The sequence below is a fragment of the Methylobacterium sp. WL19 genome (assembly GCF_008040005.1).
In the GTDB taxonomy this organism is placed as follows: Bacteria; Pseudomonadota; Alphaproteobacteria; order Rhizobiales; family Beijerinckiaceae; genus Methylobacterium; species Methylobacterium bullatum.
This window is the reverse complement of sequence record NZ_VRVC01000127.1, coordinates 1-14,647: the sequence shown is the minus strand read 5'-3', so window position 1 is coordinate 14,647 and position 14,647 is coordinate 1. Positions and strand designations below refer to the sequence as shown.

Genomic DNA, 14,647 nt, shown 5'->3' with positions numbered 1-14,647 from the left:
GGCACGCGCTCGGTCGTCCCCCCGGCCTCCAGCAGGGCGGTGTCCGGGACCAGCCCGGTGAGGCCGCGGATGCTCGCCCGGGCCCGGCCGGCGGCCACGCCCTCCAGCACCTCGCCGACCAGGAACAGGAACACGACCGTCGCCGCCTCCTCGGTCGCCCCGATCAGGGTCGCGCCGATGGCGGCCACGGACATCAGCGTCTCGATGGAGAACGGCGTCCCATGCCGGGCCGCGGAGATCGCGCGGCGGGCGATCGGCACCAGCCCGATCATCATGGCGGCGAGGAATGCCCAGCGCTCGGCCGCCGGCGCGGCCTGTCCGATGGCGTAAGCCAGCACCAGGGCCGTCCCGCAGGCGAACGCCAGCAACGCCTTCGGGGTACGCCACCAGGCCTGCTCGGGCCGCCCGGCATCCGACGCCACGGCGGCGGCGGGGTCCTCGGCGCCGTAGCCCAGGCTGCGGACCGTCGCCGCGATGGCGAGGGCGTCGGTGTCGGGACCGTGCCGCACCGTCAGGGTCTCGGTCGCCACCGAGACCTGTATCTCCTCGATTCCGGGCAGGCGCCGCACCGCGTTCTCGACCTTGGCGGCGCACGAGGCGCAATCCATCCCGGTCACGCGCAGGCGCGTCGAGGGGCTCAGGGTCCGGTCCAGGGTCGTCGCATCGCTCATGGCGGGTCCCTTCCGCATCTCTCCGGAAGACCCTACTTCCTCCAGCGACTAGAGGAGCAAGCGGCATGAAGCCCATCGCCATCGGGGAGTTGTCGCGACGCGCCGCGGTGAAGGTCCCCACGATCCGGTTCTACGAGGAACGTGGGCTCCTGCCGACGCCGGAGCGCACCGAGGGCAACCGCCGAACCTACGGCGAGGCGGATGTCCGGACGCTTCGGTTCATCCGGCACGCCCGCGAGCTCGGCTTCGAGATCGAGGACATCCGCGCCCTGCTCGACCTCGCCGGGCACCCCGAGCGTCCGTGCGGGGAGGCCGACGCCATCGCGCGCAAGCACCTCGCCGACATCGACGACAGGATCGCACGGCTGACAGGCCTCAGGCAGGAAATGAAGGCGATGGTCGAGCAATGCTCGGGCGGCGACGTCCGTGAATGCCGCATCATCGAGGTACTGGCCGACCACGGCGAGTGCCTGAGCGACCGCCATTGACCGGATCCGGAACGAACGCTTGCTCCTCCAGCCGCTAGAGGAGTTACCGAGCCGCGATCGCCGCGCCAAACCGGAAGCCGAGATGACGGAACACCACGACCACGCCCATGACCACGCCGGGCACGCCCACGGCCCCGGGCACAGCCACGCACCGGCAAGCTTCGGGAAGGCGTTCGCCATCGGCATCGCCCTCAACGTCGGCTTCGTCGTCGTCGAGGCCACCTACGGGGTGCTGGGGAACTCGATGGCCCTGTTGGCCGATGCCGGCCACAACCTCTCGGACGTGCTCGGCCTCGTGGTGGCCTGGGTCGCCATGGTGCTGGCCAAGCGCGCCCCGAGCGCCCGCTACACCTACGGGATGAAGGGGTCGTCGATCCTGGCGGCGCTGTTCAACGCGGTGTTCCTGCTGGTCGCCGTCGGCGCCATCGCCTGGGAGGCGATCCAGCGCTTCGGAGAGCCCGCGCCGGTCGCCGGCAAGACCGTGATGATCGTGGCCGCGGTCGGCATCCTCGTGAACGGCATCACCGCCTGGCTATTCGCCTCGGGGGCCAAGGGCGACATCAACATCAAGGGCGCCTTCCTGCACATGGCCGCCGACGCCGCCGTCTCGGCCGGCGTGGTCATCGCCGGCCTCGTGATCCTCTACACCGGGTGGACCTGGCTCGATCCCGTCGTCAGCCTCGCCATCGTGGCGGTCATCGTCTGGAGCACCTGGGGCCTCCTGCGCGACAGCCTCACGCTGTCCCTCGCCGCCGTCCCGCCGGGCATCGATCCGGACGCGGTCCGAAGCCATCTCGAAGGACTGCCCGGGGTCGCCGCCCTGCACGACCTGCACGTCTGGGCGATGAGCACTACCGAGACCTGCCTCACCGCCCATCTCCTGATGCCCGGCGGCCGACCAGACGACGCCTTCCTGATGGACGCCGCCGCCGGGATCAGGGAACGGTTCGGCATCGGCCACACCACCCTGCAGGTCGAGACGAGCGCCGACACCGCCTGCACCCTCGCCCCCGCCCACGTCGTGTGAGCCATCGGAAACATGCCCGACCGTAAGGGAATGCCTTCAACCCGTGCGACCGAAGGAGCCCTGTATCCGTGTCGCGAGACATCGGTTCGGTGCTTCCGGCCACCGATGGATGAACGGCGGTTTCAGGCCTCGTTCAACCGTCGAAGCCGATCCTGACGGCATCATCCCTTGAGGAACGAGCCATGCGTGTCCGCATTCCGGCCTTGGTCGCCGTCAGCCTGATCCTCGCCCCGGCCGCGGCGTCCGCCCAATACTACGGCGGCGACTTCGACCGGCGCGGCGACGTCCATGTCGATCGCTACCACCATGGCGACCATGACGACGTCGTCATCCACCGACCGCACCGGGATTACGGCGACCGGGCGTACTATGGCGAGCGCCGGTTCTACGGCGAGCGCAGAGACCACCATCATCACGACGACTATTGAGGTTCCGTCCTCGTCGTGGCTCACCCGGCATGTACGGGTGACCCTGAATCGTTCATAAGGCGACCATGACCACGGGACCCCGGATCAGGGCCTACGAGACGATGCGCGGCTGGTGGGCGACCACCGTCCGCGTGCTGTCGCTCGTCCTGGTCCTGTCACTCGTCGTCCCCGGCACGGTCCATTCCTCCGAGGCCCATCGCCCGGCCAGCCATGGACTGTCGGTGTCCGCCCCGACCGAGGCGGCCGGCATCGGCCACGGCGATGCCTGCCCGGCCTGTCACGCCAACTGCGGTTGCCATCAGGCTCTTGGGGTCGACGAAGCACCTGCGTTGCCGTCCCCGGCGACCGGGCGTGCTCTGTACGCGACCGTGACCACCGCCATCGGGTCCGTCTCACCGGACCGTTTACCGAGGCCGCCTCGCGCCTGAGGCCGCATCGCCACGACCGTGGCGCTTGCCTGCCGTCCATCCTTGCGGATGCCGGCTTCCTCATCGAGCGTGATCCGAACCGGATCCAGGAAGCCGCTTGAGCGGCTCGCCGGATCCCAGGCGAATGGCCTTCCTCCATGCGTGCACTCCTCTCCGTGGCCTTCCTGGCCATCGGCGTCGCCGTCGGCGGTGCCTTCCCCCGTGTGTCCGAGGTCGTGCAGGGCGCGCTCGCCGCCGCCGGCCTGACGAACGCCCGGGCAGCGCCGCCGACCAACGCAGCCATGACTAAGCCGGCGACACCCGCAGCCGACGATGGCCACGGTCATGGCGAGCATGGCCACGAGCATGCCGACGCCGAGCCCAAGCCTGCCGGCGAGCACAAGCACGCCGAGGGCGAGGCGCACGGCCACGACGAGGAGGGCGAGGGCAAGATCAAGATGACGGCCGAGCAGGCCGCCGAGCAGGACATCAAGCTCGCCACGGTCGAGGGTGGCATCCTCTCACGACATCTCCTGGTGCCCGGCACCATCGCCCAGGACGCCGACCGGATCGCCCGCGTCCCCGTGCGGGTGGTCGGAACCGTGGCCGAGATGCGCAAGCGCCTCGGCGAAGAGGTCGCCAAGGGCGAGGTCGTGGCCATCCTCGACAGCCGTGAGGTCGCCGAGGCCAAGAGCGACTTCCTCACCGCGACGGTCAAGGCCGACCTGGAGAAGACCAACTTCGACCGCCAGCAGGCCCTCTGGGACAAGCGCATCTCGGCCGAATCAGCGTTCCTGAACGCCAAGGCCGCCTACTCCGAGGCGACGCTTCGGGTCGACCTGGCACGCCAGAAGCTATCGGCCCTGGGGCTGAACGCGGCCGAGGTCGCGACGTCCGCCAAGAAGGACGAGACTACCCCGAACCTATCTTCGTTGCGCCGCTACGAGCTCAAGTCCCCGCTCGCCGGCCGTGTGGTCGAGCGCAAGGTCGACGTCGGAACCGCCGTCGGCAAGGAGGGCGATCCGGCCGACGTTTACACCGTCGCCGACCTCTCCTCCGTGTGGATCGAGCTGGCCATCCCGACCACGGAGCTCTCGAAGGTCCGGGAGGGCGCCAAGGTGACCATCGTCGGAGGCGACGACGGCCCCCGCGGCGAGGGCAAGGTCGTTTTCGTCAGCCCGATCCTCAACGCCGAGACGCGCTCCGCCCGGGTCATCGTCGCCCTGCCGAACAATGACATGGCCTGGCGGCCCGGCACCTTCGTGACAACCGAGGTCGAGATCGCCCGCGACCCGGTCAAGGTCCGGCTGCCGAAGTCCGCGATCCAGACCATCGGCGGCGAGAAGGTCGTGTTTGTCCGAACACAGGAGGGCTTCGAGCGCCGGGACGTGACCATCGGCAAGGCCGACGACGACGCCTTCGAGATCCTGACCGGCCTCAAGCCCGGCGACGAGGTCGCGGTGGCCAACTCCTTCGTCCTGAAGGCCGAGCTCGGCAAGGCCGAAGCCGACCACGACCACTGAACGGGGGCCGGCCATGATCTCGAAGATCCTCGACTTCTCCGTCCATCAGCGATGGCTCGTGGTGCTGCCGTCGCTCCTCGCGGCGGGCTTCGGCGTGTTTTCGCTGACGAAGCTTCCCATCGACGCCGTCCCGGACATCACCAACAACCAGGTGCAGATCAACACCACGGCGCCGTCGCTCTCCCCGGTCGATATCGAGAAGCAGGTGACCTACCCGGTCGAGACCGCGCTCGCCGGGATCAAGGGCCTCGAATACACCCGCTCGCTCTCGCGGAACGGCTTCTCGCAGGTCACCGCGGTCTTCTCGGAGGCGACAAACGTATATTTCGCCCGCCAGCAGGTCGCCGAGCGCATCGGCGAGGCGAAGTCGACCCTGCCGCCGGGGGCCGAGCCGCACATGGGCCCGATCTCCACGGGCCTGGGCGAGATCTACATGTGGTCGATCCACTACGCCCAACCGAAGGATCGTAAGGTCTCCCCGGACGGCAAGCCGGGTTGGCAGGGCGACGGGAGCTACCTGACCCCCGAGGGTCAGCGGCTTGCGACAGAGCTCGAACGCACGGCCTACCTGCGCACGGTCCAGGACTGGATCATTCGCCCCCAGGTGAAGACCGTGCCGGGCGTGGCCGGCGTCGACAGCATCGGCGGCTTCGACAAGCAGTACCACGTCCAGCCGGACCCGATGAAGCTCACCGCCCTTGACCTGTCCTTCGCCGACATCGGCCGGGCGCTGGAGGCCAACAACGCCAACCTGGGTGCCCGCTACCTGGAGGACAACGGCGAGGGCTACGTCGTCCGTGCCGCCGGCCGCCTTGAGACCATGGAGGACATCGGCTCCGTGGTCGTGACCACGCGCGGCGGGGTGCCGGTCCGCATCTCGGACATCGCGGAGGTCCGGATCGGGCGGGACCTACGCACCGGGTCGGGCAGCGAGGACGGGCGCGAGGTCGTCATCGGCACCGCCCTGATGCTGATCGGCGAGAACAGCAGGACGGTCTCGGCCGCCGTTGACGCAAAGATGACCGAGATCCGGCGCACGCTCCCGCCCGGCGTCGAGGTCCAGACCGTGCTCAACCGGACCCTGCTGGTCGAGGCCACCATCCGAACGGTCGCCAAGAACCTCGCCGAGGGCGCCGCCCTCGTCATCGTCATCCTGTTCCTGCTGCTCGGTAACATCCGGGCGGCCATCGTCACCGCCCTCGTCATCCCGGTGGCGATGCTGATGACCATGACGGGTATGGTCCAAGGCAGGATCAGCGCCAACCTCATGAGCCTCGGGGCGCTGGACTTCGGCCTCATCGTCGACGGCGCCGTCATCATCACCGAGAACGCCCTGCGCCACCTCGCGGAGCGCCAGGGGGAACTCGGGCGCAAGCTCGACCTGGAGGAGCGCCTCGTCACCGTGCGCGCCTCGGCCGAGGAGATGATCAAGCCTTCCCTGTATGGGCAGGCCATCATCATCCTCGTCTACGTGCCGCTCCTCACCTTCACCGGGGTCGAGGGCAAGATGTTCGAGCCGATGGCGCTCACCGTCATCATCGCCCTCGTCTCGGCCTTCGTCCTGTCGCTGACCTTCGTGCCAGCGATGATCGCGATCGTCATCACCGGCAAGGTCACGGAGAAAGACAACGTCCTCATCCGCGGGCTCAAGGCCGCCTACCGCCCGATCCTCGGGGCCGCCCTGCGGGTTCCGATGACCTTCGTCGCGGTCGCCCTGGTGCTGCTCGTCGGCGCCGGCTTCCTGTTCAGGGGGCTGGGCCAGGAGTTCATCCCGCAGCTCGACGAGAAGAGCATCGCGCTGAACGCCCAGCGCATCCCCTCGACCTCCCTCACGCAGTCGCAGGCGATGCAGCTGAAGGTCGAGCAGGCGATCAGCCGCTTCCCCCAGGTGGCCTACGTCTTTTCGAAGACCGGTACCGCGGAGGTCGCCTCCGACCCGATGCCGCCGAGCTCGTCCGACACCTTCGTCATCCTGAAGCCGCAGGAGGAATGGCCCGATCCGGACCTGTCCAAGGCCGAGTTGCAGGAGCAGGTCGAGAAGGCTGTCGGGACGCTCGCGGGCAACGTCTACGAGTTCTCCCAGCCGATCCAGCTCCGCTTCAACGAGCTCCTGGCCGGCACCCGCGGCGACCTCGCCGTGAAGGTGTTCGGCGAGGAGTTCGAGCCGATGCTGAAGGCCGCCAACCAGGTCGCCGCGATCCTGCGCGGGACCGAGGGCGCCGACGACGTCAAGGTCGAGCAGACGGCGGGCCTGCCGTTCCTGGAGATCAAGATCAACAAGACTGAGGCGGCCCGCCTCGGCCTGAGCACGTCCTCGATCCAGGACGTCATCGGGGCGGCCATCGGCGGACGGGAGGCCGGCATGGTGTTCGAGGGCGACCGTCGCTTCCCCATCGTCGTGCGCCTGAACGACAAGGTGCGCGAGGACCGCGAGGCCCTGGAGAACATCCCGGTGCCGCTGCCCCCGGGCGTCAACGGGCGGGCCTCCTCGGTGCTCCTGAAGCAGGTCGCGAGCTTCTCAGTCACCGAGGGACCGAACCAGATCTCGCGCGAGAACGGCCGCCGCCGGGTCGTGGTCACCGCCAACGTGCGCGGCCGCGACATCGGCTCGCTGGTGGCTGAGGCCCAGGCCAAGGTCGCGTCCGGTGTGCAGCTGCCGTCTGGCTACTACGTGACCTGGGGCGGGCAGTTCGAGAACCTAGCCTCCGCCCGCCAGCGCCTCATGGTCGTGGTGCCGGTGTGCTTCTTCCTGATCTTCCTGCTGCTGTTCTCGGCCCTGAACTCGGCGCGGGACGCCCTCCTGGTGTTCAGCGCGGTCCCGCTGGCACTGACCGGCGGTATCGCGGCCCTGTGGCTGCGGGGCATGCCGTTCTCGGTCCCGGCGGCGGTCGGGTTCATCGCCCTGTCCGGGGTGGCGGTGCTCAACGGCCTGGTGATGCTGAGCTACATCAAGCAGCTCATCGCGGAGGGAAAGCCCCGTCGAGAGGCGATCCTCGAAGGCGCGATGACCCGCCTGCGCCCGGTGGCGATGACGGCGCTCGTGGCGTCCCTGGGGTTCGTGCCGATGGCCCTGGCGACCGAGACGGGGGCCGAGGTCCAGCGTCCGTTGGCGACCGTGGTCATCGGCGGGCTCATCTCGGCGACCCTGCTGACCCTCGTCGTCCTGCCGGCGCTCTACGCGCGCTTCGCCGGTGCCGTCGCCCCGAGGAAGGCTACCGTCGAGAAGGAGGGTCCCCATGCACGCCCCGTCCTGCCCCAGGCCGCGGAGTAGGACGATGTCTCGCCGCCCCGCGCTCGCACTGGCGATGGTGGCGTGGACAGGCGCGGCCATGGCGGCGGAACCGACGGCGGGCGAGGCGCCGTTCGGATTGGCTTGGGGTCCCGTGGACCGTGTCGATGCACCCTCAATGGTCGACCGCGAGGCGAACCTGACCGGGCTGTACTATTTCCACGACCGTCCGCTCGCCTCAGGACCCGACACCGTCGAGGTGGTCCTGGTGGTGTGCAGGGAGCAGGGCCTCCAGCAGGTCGTCTGGGTCGGTCGGCCGCTCGACGGACCGGCTCATGTCACCGCACGCGAGGCCATCCGGCGCGAGGGGGTGCGCCGCTACGGCGAACCGCGCCCGGGCCTCGCCTCGGGGTCGCTGGCATGGCTCTCGGGCCGGGCTGTCCTGGCGACGCGCACGTTGCCGGACGGCACCCGCGGGTTGGTGATGTCCGTGTCCGGCCCGGATTACGCGGCCTGCTCGGAGAGCCACCGCACCGCCACGGGCCACCCTGCCGGTGCCCACATGTCGGACCTGATCGGCGGGATGGTCCCGTGATCGTGCCGATCCGTCACGGCCTGCAGCGCCCCTCCTCGACCCATGGAACCCATCGGCGGGGGATCAGGGGGCGATGACCGGCAAGAAGCTCGCCCGGCAGATCGGGGAATTCGGCGGCGGAAGCAGGCGCCGACGCAAGGTCAGGCCGCATGTCCTGAGGGCGGCGCGACGGTCATTCCTGATGTCGGCGATGGCCATCGCCGTCGTGTGCGCGCTGTACTGCTGGTTCTACGTCCCGCGGTGACAAGTCTCGAATGCGGCGCCGATTGCCCCCGCGCCGGCTCAACCATGTCCGTGGCGATGGTGAAGGTCGGGGTAGTGCACGTGCTTGTGCCGCATCGGCTGGTGGCGATGCCAGTGGGAGTGGGGCTCGGTCACGGGACCATCGTGGTCGTGGTGGTGATGTTCATCGTGCACGTGCCCATGCTCATGGCCCATCGCCTCGTGCGAATGCTCGTGGTCGTGCCGTTCCGCGAGGTGCAGCCAGAGGCCGACCCCCATCAGGAGCGCGGCGACGACGAGTTGCGGGGTCACGGGTTCCGGCAACAGGACCAAGGCGACGACGGCCCCGATGAACGGTGCGAGCGAGAAATAGGCCCCCGTCCGCGCGCTGCCGAGATGGCGCAGCGCGAACACGAACAGCACCAGGCTGACGCCGACCCCGAGGAACCCGACGACGGCCGCGAAGCCGATCATGCCGGGCGGCGGCAGGCTGGCACCGCGTGCGAGGGCAATGGCGAGGTTGGCGCCCCCGGCGACGAGCCCCTTGGTCAACGCGATCACGACCGGATCGGCGGAGGACAGCTTGCGGGTCAGGTTGTTGTCGACGCCCCAGGCGAGGCAGGCCAGCGCGATCAGGCCGCCGCCCGCGTCGAAATGGACGCCCTGGCCTTGCCACGACAGCGCGACGGCGCCGGCGAGGATGGCCGCCGCGCCGAGCAGGAGGCGGCGGTCCACGTTCTCGCGGAACACCACCCAGGCGATGCCCATGGTCGCCAGCCCTTCGAGGTTGAGCAGGAGCGAGCCCGAGGCCGCTGACGTCCGTGCCAGCCCCAGCATCAGCAACAGGGGACCCGCCACGCCCCCGAACAGCACCACCGCGAGCAGCCACGGTGCGTCCGACCTGCGTAGGGGGGCCTCCGGCGCCTCGATCCGGAGGGCGGACCGGCTGCCGTGGACGGCGGCGAGGCCGACGCCCGCACCGAGATACAGGAGGCCAGCCAGCGCCTGCGGGTCGACCGATCCCAACAGCAGCTTGGCGAAGGGGGCCGATGCGCCGAACAGGACGGCGGATGCCAGTGCCAACGGCACTCCGGGCCAGAGGTGCGCGTGACGATGGGCGTGCTCGAACATGCCGCATGATAGCACTGGCGAAGAATGCCGTATCCGTCCTGTGATACCGTTCCATCGAAGCCAAGACCGCCCGCAGCAGCGCGAGCACGTGCCTTTGGTCGCGCTAAGTTGCCCCAAGTTGTCGAGTAGCGGTTAGGATTTAACGCTCGGTACCGACTGCACCCGACCCAACCCAGCCGCATGGATTGCCCGGCGTTCTTCCTGAAAGCGGCCATTCGTCGGCCGTCCGGCAACTTCGGCTGAGGGTGGCAAGCGAACTGCGGCCTTGCGTCCGTAAGCGGACGTTCCGCATCCGACCCTACTCGGTCATAGAAGCAAGCCAATGGAGGCCTTGAAAGCAGACGTTGCAGCTGGACGCGCGCTGCGAACGCATGCTCTCGGATTCCCACTTCCCGCGCTCGTGAGGCCGCCCGTTCAATCCACAGTCTGCATCTGGACGACGCCGCCGAGTTCACCGGGCTTGCCCGAGACCACCACGAGGTAGCGCCGGCTCGCGCCGGCATCCGTGCGGGTGATCTGGCGGATCGGGCCGATCGCGTTGACGATGGCCGCGCCGGCCGGGTTGGTCATGAAGGCGGCGAGCGGCTCCAGGCCTGCGGCCCCCTTCGGATCGGCGGCCAGCGCCAGCACGAACGGCATCTTCGAGGGCAGTCCCGTTACCGCGGCCTGCAGCGTCTGCAACACGCCCTGGTCGAACAGGGTGACCTGCGTCGCCGGCTTGCCATCGGTACCCGCGAGCGTCAGCGCGCTGGTCTTGCCGGCTGCGCCCAGCGCTTGGAGGTTTTGCATTCCGTCGCCCTCCGGCACGGCGTTCGGGACGTAGGCGACGCCCTGCGGACCCTGCCCGATCGGCACCTCGGCGATCACCGTGTTCGACGCGGTGTCGATCACCGCCGCCTTGTCGGCGTTCTCCAGGCCGACATAGACGCGGCTGCCGTCGCCCGAGGGCCAGAGCCCGTGCGGTAGGGCGCCGGTCGGAATGGTGGCGACCTGGGTGAAGTCGTCGGTGCGAAACACCTTGACCTGGTTCAGGCCGCCGATCGTCACGTAGGCGAACTGGCCGGCCTTGGTCGAGACGATGTTGACGTGGTTGGTGATCGGCCCGGTCTCGATCGTCTTCAGCGGCGCGAATGGCGGCGTCGCAGAGAACACCTGGGTCCGGCCGACATCCTTGAGGGTGAACCACACCTGCTTGCCGTCCGGTGTTGCGGCGATGTCGGGGCAGAACGGGCTCTCCTGCTTCACGCGCCCGACGATGGAGTGGGTCTTCGTGTCGATCACCACCGTCTCGGGGCTGAAGCTGGAGCAGACATAGCCGTAGGCGCCGTCCGGCGAGAAGATCGTCATGCCGGGCCCGTTCGGCACGGTGATTCGGCGCGTCTCCTTGGCGGTCGCGGCATCGAGCACGGCGATGTAGTCCTCGCCGCGCACGCTCACCCAGACCTCTCGGCCGTCCGGCGTGAAGAAGGCCTCGTGCGGCGCGCGGCCGACATAGGCGGTGTGGCGGACCGTGTTGGTCGCCGTGTCGATGAAGCTCACGGAGTTCGAGCCGATCGAGACCGCGAGCAGCGTCCTGTGGTCGGGCGAGAAGCCCATGCCGTGGACGAGGAGCTGGCCGCGATAGAGCGGGCTCAGGTTCATCGGCGTCGGGTCGCCGAGCCGGATCACGCCGAGCAGGACGTTGGCGGCGGGATCGACCACCGAGACCGTGTTGGAGAACTGGTCCGACGTATAGAACCGGTCCCTGCCGCTGACCGGCACGTCCGGTGCAAAGGCTGCACCCGGGGCCTGCCCGGCGAGAGCCGAGCCGGAGAGCATCGCGAGCGCGAGGAGGGTGAGGGCGGTCTTCATCGGCAGATCTCCGAAGGCATCTCGGCGGCAGGGGCCGTGCCATGGTGGTGAAGGTGGGTGGCTGCGGCAGACGAATCCGGCGCGGGAGGGAGATCGGCGAGCGCCCGGCGCATCACCGCGATCTCCTGGCCCTGTTCGACGATGATCCCCTGCGCGAGGCGGCGCAGGACCGGATCCTTGCCGTAGAGCAGCTCTGCCTGGGCCATCGCGATCGCGCCCGCGTGGTGCGGGATCATCATCGCAGCGAAGTCGCGGTCCGGATCGCCCGAGGGCGGGACCATCATGTCGGCATGCATCCGCGTCATCGACTGCGCCATCATCGCGTCGAAGGACGCGGAGACGATGGCCGGCGGCTCGGCGGCGGCCAGCGTCGGGGGCATCATCATCCGGCCGCCGACGAGGCCGCCGGCCATCACGGCGGCCGTGAGCGCAAATCCCAGTGCTCCGCGCATGGGCCGTCCTCCTCGTTCGTTGTCGATGGGAGAGATGCCGGAGAAACGGCTTTATTCCCTGGCCGGGGACGAATTGGTGGCCCTGCCGATGTGATCGATCTTTTCCAAATGTCAGTGGAATAGACGCGCCCGTTCGGCATCTCTCCCGATGCGGTCATGGTAGACCGCCGGAGACCTCACTCATGCGCACCATGCTGATCCGCGCCGCCTTTGCGGCCTTCGCCTTCTCCGCCGTCGCCGCCCAGGCCGCTGCGCCTGCGATAACGGCCGAGACTGCCAAGGGGCCGGCGCTCGTCGATTCCAAGAGCATGACCCTCTACACCTTCGACAAGGACATGGGCGGCAAGTCGATGTGCAACGGCCCCTGCGCCGCCAACTGGCCGGCACTGATGGCCGCCTCCGGCTCGGCTGCTAGTGGCGACTGGACGATGGTGACGCGGGACGACGGCACGATGCAGTGGGCCCACAAGGGCAAGCCGCTCTACACCTTCGCCAAGGATACGAAGCCCGGCGACATCACCGGCGACGGATTCCTCAACGGTGCATGGCACATCGCCAAGCCCTAATCGGTAAAGCCTCGTGGACGAGATCGCCGCCCTCATCGAACCGCAGATCCCAGCGTTGCGGCGCTACGCAGTCGCACTGTTGCGGGACCGCGAAGCGGCGGACGACCTCGTCCAGGACACTTTGGAGCGGGCGTTGTCCGCCTGGTCCGGACGTCGCCGCGACGGCGACCTGCGAGCCTGGCTGTTCACGATCGAGCGCAACCTGTTCCTTGGCACTGTTCGACGCCGGGGCCGGCGCGGCATCGATGTCGGCGCTGAGGCTTTGGAGCAGGTGCCCGATCCGGGTGCCGACCCCGAGGCCGCTATGGGGGCACGCGACGTGCTCACCGGGCTCGACACCCTGCCCGAGGAGCAGCGCTCGGTGCTGCTCCTCGTCGCGGTCGAGGATCTGTCTTATGCCGAGGCGGCCCAGGTGCTCGGGGTACCGCTCGGCACGGTGATGTCGCGGTTGAGCCGGGCCCGGACGCGGATGCGCGGTTTTCTGGAAACTGGCCGGACCGGACTCTTGAGGAGGGTGAAATGAGCGGGGATCCGCGCCCGGTCGGCGAGGACGACCTCCACGGCCTGATCGACGGTCGTCTCGAACCGGAGCGGCAGGCGCTGGTCGAGGCATGGCTCAGGGGAAACCCCGCGCGGGCGGCGGAGGTCTCGGCGGATCGCGCCCTACGCGAGCGCTTGCGTGCCCGCCTCGCGCCGATCGCCGAGGAGGCGATTCCGGCGCGGCTCCGGGTGGCCAACATCCGCTCGCGACATCGCCCGATAACCTACCGCTGGCTTCCGGTCGCGGCTGCGGCCGTGCTCTGCCTCGCGGTCGGCGGCGCCGCCGGCTGGTTCGGCCATGCCGCGCGGCAGGTACCCACGGTCACGCTCGCGCGAACCGAGCCAGCGACCGACGACGCGGTGGCGGCCTTCCGCACCTACGTGGTCGAGGCGGTGCATCCGGTGGAGGTGCGCGCCGACGAGAAGCCGCACCTTGTTACGTGGCTCTCGAAGCGCCTCGGCCGGGCGGTGACCACCCCCGACCTTACGGCGTACGGCTTCCGCCTGATGGGCGGCCGGCTGCTGCCGGCGGGTTCCGAATCCGCCGCGATGCTGATGTACGATGACGACCACGGCACCCGGCTGACACTCTACAGCCGCGTAGGCGATGCGGATGGCCGCACGGTGTTCCGCTTCGCCCGCGAGGGCGACATCGCCGCCTTCTCCTGGGTCGATGGCGGCATGTCCTACGTCGTCACGGGTCGCACCGACGAGGCGCGGCTGTTGATCGTCGCGCAGTCGGTCGACGCGCAAGTCCGTGGACTGCCGGTTCCGCAGCGGCAACCATGACCCTCGACCAACTCCGCATCTTTGTGGCGGTGGCCGAGCGACAGCACGTGACGCGGGCCGCCGAAGCGCTGAACCTCGTCCAGTCGGCGGTCAGCACGGCGATCGCCAACATCGAGGGGCGACACGCCACCAAGCTCTTTCACCGGGTCGGCCGCGGGATCGAGCTGACTGAGGCGGGGCGCATATTTCTCGTCGAGGCCCGCGCCGTGCTCGCCCGGGCCGAGGCCGCCGAACTGGTGCTCGCCGACCTCAGCGGCCTGCGGCGCGGGACGCTGGCGCTCTACGCCAGCCAGACCATCGCCAGCGACTGGCTGCCTCGCCACCTCGTCGCCTTCCGCCGGGCCTACCCTGAGATCGCTATCCGGTTGGCGGTGGGCAACACCACCGACGCCGCCGACGCGGTGCGCGCCGGGCAGGCCGAACTCGGCTTCGTCGAGGGGGCGCTCGACGACCCGACGCTTGCGAGCACCACCATCGCGCAGGACCAACTGGTCCTCGTGGTCGCCCCTGGCCATGCCTTCGCCGGGGCGACCGACCTCGAACCCGAAAATCTCGCCGGGGCCGACTGGGTGCTGCGCGAGGCGGGATCGGGAACCCGCTCGGCCTTCGAGGCGGCCCTGGGTGCGGCCGGCCTCGCAGCCGCCCAGCTTCGGGTCACGCTCGAACTGCCCTCTAACGAGGCGGTGCGCGCCGCCGTCGAGGCCGGGGGCGGGGCCGCCGTCCTGTCC

At 69.4% G+C, this 14,647-nt stretch carries 16 protein-coding genes; 12 read left to right on the top strand and 4 right to left on the bottom strand.

Annotated elements, in window-relative coordinates; genetic code table 11:
- A partial coding sequence (locus FV220_RS20330) for a cation transporter (RefSeq protein ID WP_187273476.1) occupies positions 1-671 on the bottom strand: 671 nt, incomplete at its 3' end.
- Between the two features lie 65 nt (positions 672-736).
- Between FV220_RS20330 and FV220_RS20325 the strand changes: the two genes are divergently transcribed.
- From FV220_RS20325 to FV220_RS25635, 8 genes are all read left to right on the top strand, one after another.
- The gene (locus FV220_RS20325; RefSeq protein WP_147708286.1) at positions 737-1,159 is read left to right on the top strand and encodes a helix-turn-helix domain-containing protein; all 423 of its coding nucleotides are present in this window, start codon (positions 737-739) and stop codon (positions 1,157-1,159) included.
- 82 nt (positions 1,160-1,241) lie between these two features.
- Positions 1,242-2,186: a cation diffusion facilitator family transporter gene (locus tag FV220_RS20320; RefSeq protein ID WP_147708285.1), complete on the top strand. Its 945-nt coding sequence runs from the start codon at positions 1,242-1,244 to the stop codon at positions 2,184-2,186.
- A 182-nt stretch (positions 2,187-2,368) separates the two neighbouring features.
- On the top strand, positions 2,369-2,614 hold the full coding sequence (locus FV220_RS25640; protein ID WP_187272915.1) for a hypothetical protein: 246 nt from the start codon (positions 2,369-2,371) through the stop codon (positions 2,612-2,614).
- 65 nt (positions 2,615-2,679) lie between these two features.
- On the top strand, positions 2,680-3,042 hold the full coding sequence (locus FV220_RS20310; RefSeq protein ID WP_238270166.1) for a hypothetical protein: 363 nt from the start codon (positions 2,680-2,682) through the stop codon (positions 3,040-3,042).
- Positions 3,043-3,179: 137 nt separating this feature from the next.
- Positions 3,180-4,544: an efflux RND transporter periplasmic adaptor subunit gene (locus FV220_RS20305; protein ID WP_147833025.1), complete on the top strand. Its 1,365-nt coding sequence runs from the start codon at positions 3,180-3,182 to the stop codon at positions 4,542-4,544.
- A 13-nt stretch (positions 4,545-4,557) separates the two neighbouring features.
- On the top strand, positions 4,558-7,815 hold the full coding sequence (locus FV220_RS20300; protein WP_147833024.1) for a CusA/CzcA family heavy metal efflux RND transporter: 3,258 nt from the start codon (positions 4,558-4,560) through the stop codon (positions 7,813-7,815).
- Positions 7,816-7,819: 4 nt separating this feature from the next.
- Positions 7,820-8,368 (top strand): threonyl-trna synthetase, encoded by a 549-nt coding sequence (locus FV220_RS20295; protein WP_147708282.1) that lies wholly within the window; start codon positions 7,820-7,822, stop codon positions 8,366-8,368.
- Between the two features lie 73 nt (positions 8,369-8,441).
- Entirely contained in the window at positions 8,442-8,612 is a 171-nt protein-coding gene (locus FV220_RS25635; RefSeq protein ID WP_187272914.1) for a hypothetical protein, read from the top strand.
- 38 nt (positions 8,613-8,650) lie between these two features.
- Here FV220_RS25635 and FV220_RS20290 read toward each other — a convergent pair whose 3' ends face one another.
- From FV220_RS20290 to FV220_RS20280, 3 genes are all read right to left on the bottom strand, one after another.
- The gene (locus FV220_RS20290) at positions 8,651-9,721 is read right to left on the bottom strand and encodes a DMT family transporter (RefSeq protein ID WP_147708281.1); all 1,071 of its coding nucleotides are present in this window, start codon (positions 9,719-9,721) and stop codon (positions 8,651-8,653) included.
- A 414-nt stretch (positions 9,722-10,135) separates the two neighbouring features.
- A complete protein-coding gene (locus FV220_RS20285; RefSeq protein ID WP_056217678.1) occupies positions 10,136-11,572 on the bottom strand; it encodes a YncE family protein in 1,437 nt (478 codons plus the stop codon).
- A complete protein-coding gene (locus tag FV220_RS20280) occupies positions 11,569-12,024 on the bottom strand; it encodes a DUF305 domain-containing protein (protein WP_056160290.1) in 456 nt (151 codons plus the stop codon). Before FV220_RS20280 ends, FV220_RS20285 begins: the two co-directional genes overlap by 4 nt.
- A 182-nt stretch (positions 12,025-12,206) precedes the next feature.
- Here FV220_RS20280 and FV220_RS20275 point away from each other — a divergent pair, with 182 nt between their 5' ends.
- The 4 genes from FV220_RS20275 to FV220_RS20260 all read left to right on the top strand — a co-directional run.
- Positions 12,207-12,590, top strand: coding sequence for a hypothetical protein (locus FV220_RS20275; RefSeq protein WP_056160287.1), 384 nt, complete (start codon positions 12,207-12,209; stop codon positions 12,588-12,590).
- Between the two features lie 13 nt (positions 12,591-12,603).
- Positions 12,604-13,113 carry an RNA polymerase sigma factor gene (locus FV220_RS20270; RefSeq protein WP_056217681.1) on the top strand — a complete coding sequence of 170 codons (510 nt, stop codon included), beginning with the start codon at positions 12,604-12,606 and terminating at the stop codon, positions 13,111-13,113.
- A complete protein-coding gene (locus FV220_RS20265) occupies positions 13,110-13,919 on the top strand; it encodes an anti-sigma factor (protein ID WP_056160280.1) in 810 nt (269 codons plus the stop codon). Before FV220_RS20270 ends, FV220_RS20265 begins: the two co-directional genes overlap by 4 nt.
- Positions 13,916-14,647 (top strand): LysR family transcriptional regulator (locus tag FV220_RS20260; protein ID WP_147833023.1); only part of this gene is annotated, 732 nt, incomplete at its 3' end. The genes FV220_RS20265 and FV220_RS20260, both read left to right, overlap by 4 nt.

Bases quoted from the DNA above. Each gene is read 5' to 3' on its own strand.
- FV220_RS20275 (WP_056160287.1), top strand. From the start codon at position 12,207: ATGCGCACCATGCTGATCCGCGCCGCCTTTGCGGCCTTCGCCTTCTCC.
- FV220_RS25640 (WP_187272915.1), top strand. From the start codon at position 2,369: ATGCGTGTCCGCATTCCGGCCTTGGTCGCCGTCAGCCTGATCCTCGCC.
- FV220_RS20265 (WP_056160280.1), top strand. From the start codon at position 13,110: ATGAGCGGGGATCCGCGCCCGGTCGGCGAGGACGACCTCCACGGCCTG.
- FV220_RS20325 (WP_147708286.1), top strand. From the start codon at position 737: ATGAAGCCCATCGCCATCGGGGAGTTGTCGCGACGCGCCGCGGTGAAG.
- FV220_RS20300 (WP_147833024.1), top strand. From the start codon at position 4,558: ATGATCTCGAAGATCCTCGACTTCTCCGTCCATCAGCGATGGCTCGTG.
- FV220_RS20285 (WP_056217678.1), bottom strand. From the start codon at position 11,572: ATGAAGACCGCCCTCACCCTCCTCGCGCTCGCGATGCTCTCCGGCTCG.
- FV220_RS25635 (WP_187272914.1), top strand. From the start codon at position 8,442: ATGACCGGCAAGAAGCTCGCCCGGCAGATCGGGGAATTCGGCGGCGGA.
- FV220_RS20320 (WP_147708285.1), top strand. From the start codon at position 1,242: ATGACGGAACACCACGACCACGCCCATGACCACGCCGGGCACGCCCAC.
- FV220_RS20310 (WP_238270166.1), top strand. From the start codon at position 2,680: ATGACCACGGGACCCCGGATCAGGGCCTACGAGACGATGCGCGGCTGG.
- FV220_RS20305 (WP_147833025.1), top strand. From the start codon at position 3,180: ATGCGTGCACTCCTCTCCGTGGCCTTCCTGGCCATCGGCGTCGCCGTC.
- FV220_RS20290 (WP_147708281.1), bottom strand. From the start codon at position 9,721: ATGTTCGAGCACGCCCATCGTCACGCGCACCTCTGGCCCGGAGTGCCG.
- FV220_RS20280 (WP_056160290.1), bottom strand. From the start codon at position 12,024: ATGCGCGGAGCACTGGGATTTGCGCTCACGGCCGCCGTGATGGCCGGC.
- FV220_RS20295 (WP_147708282.1), top strand. From the start codon at position 7,820: ATGTCTCGCCGCCCCGCGCTCGCACTGGCGATGGTGGCGTGGACAGGC.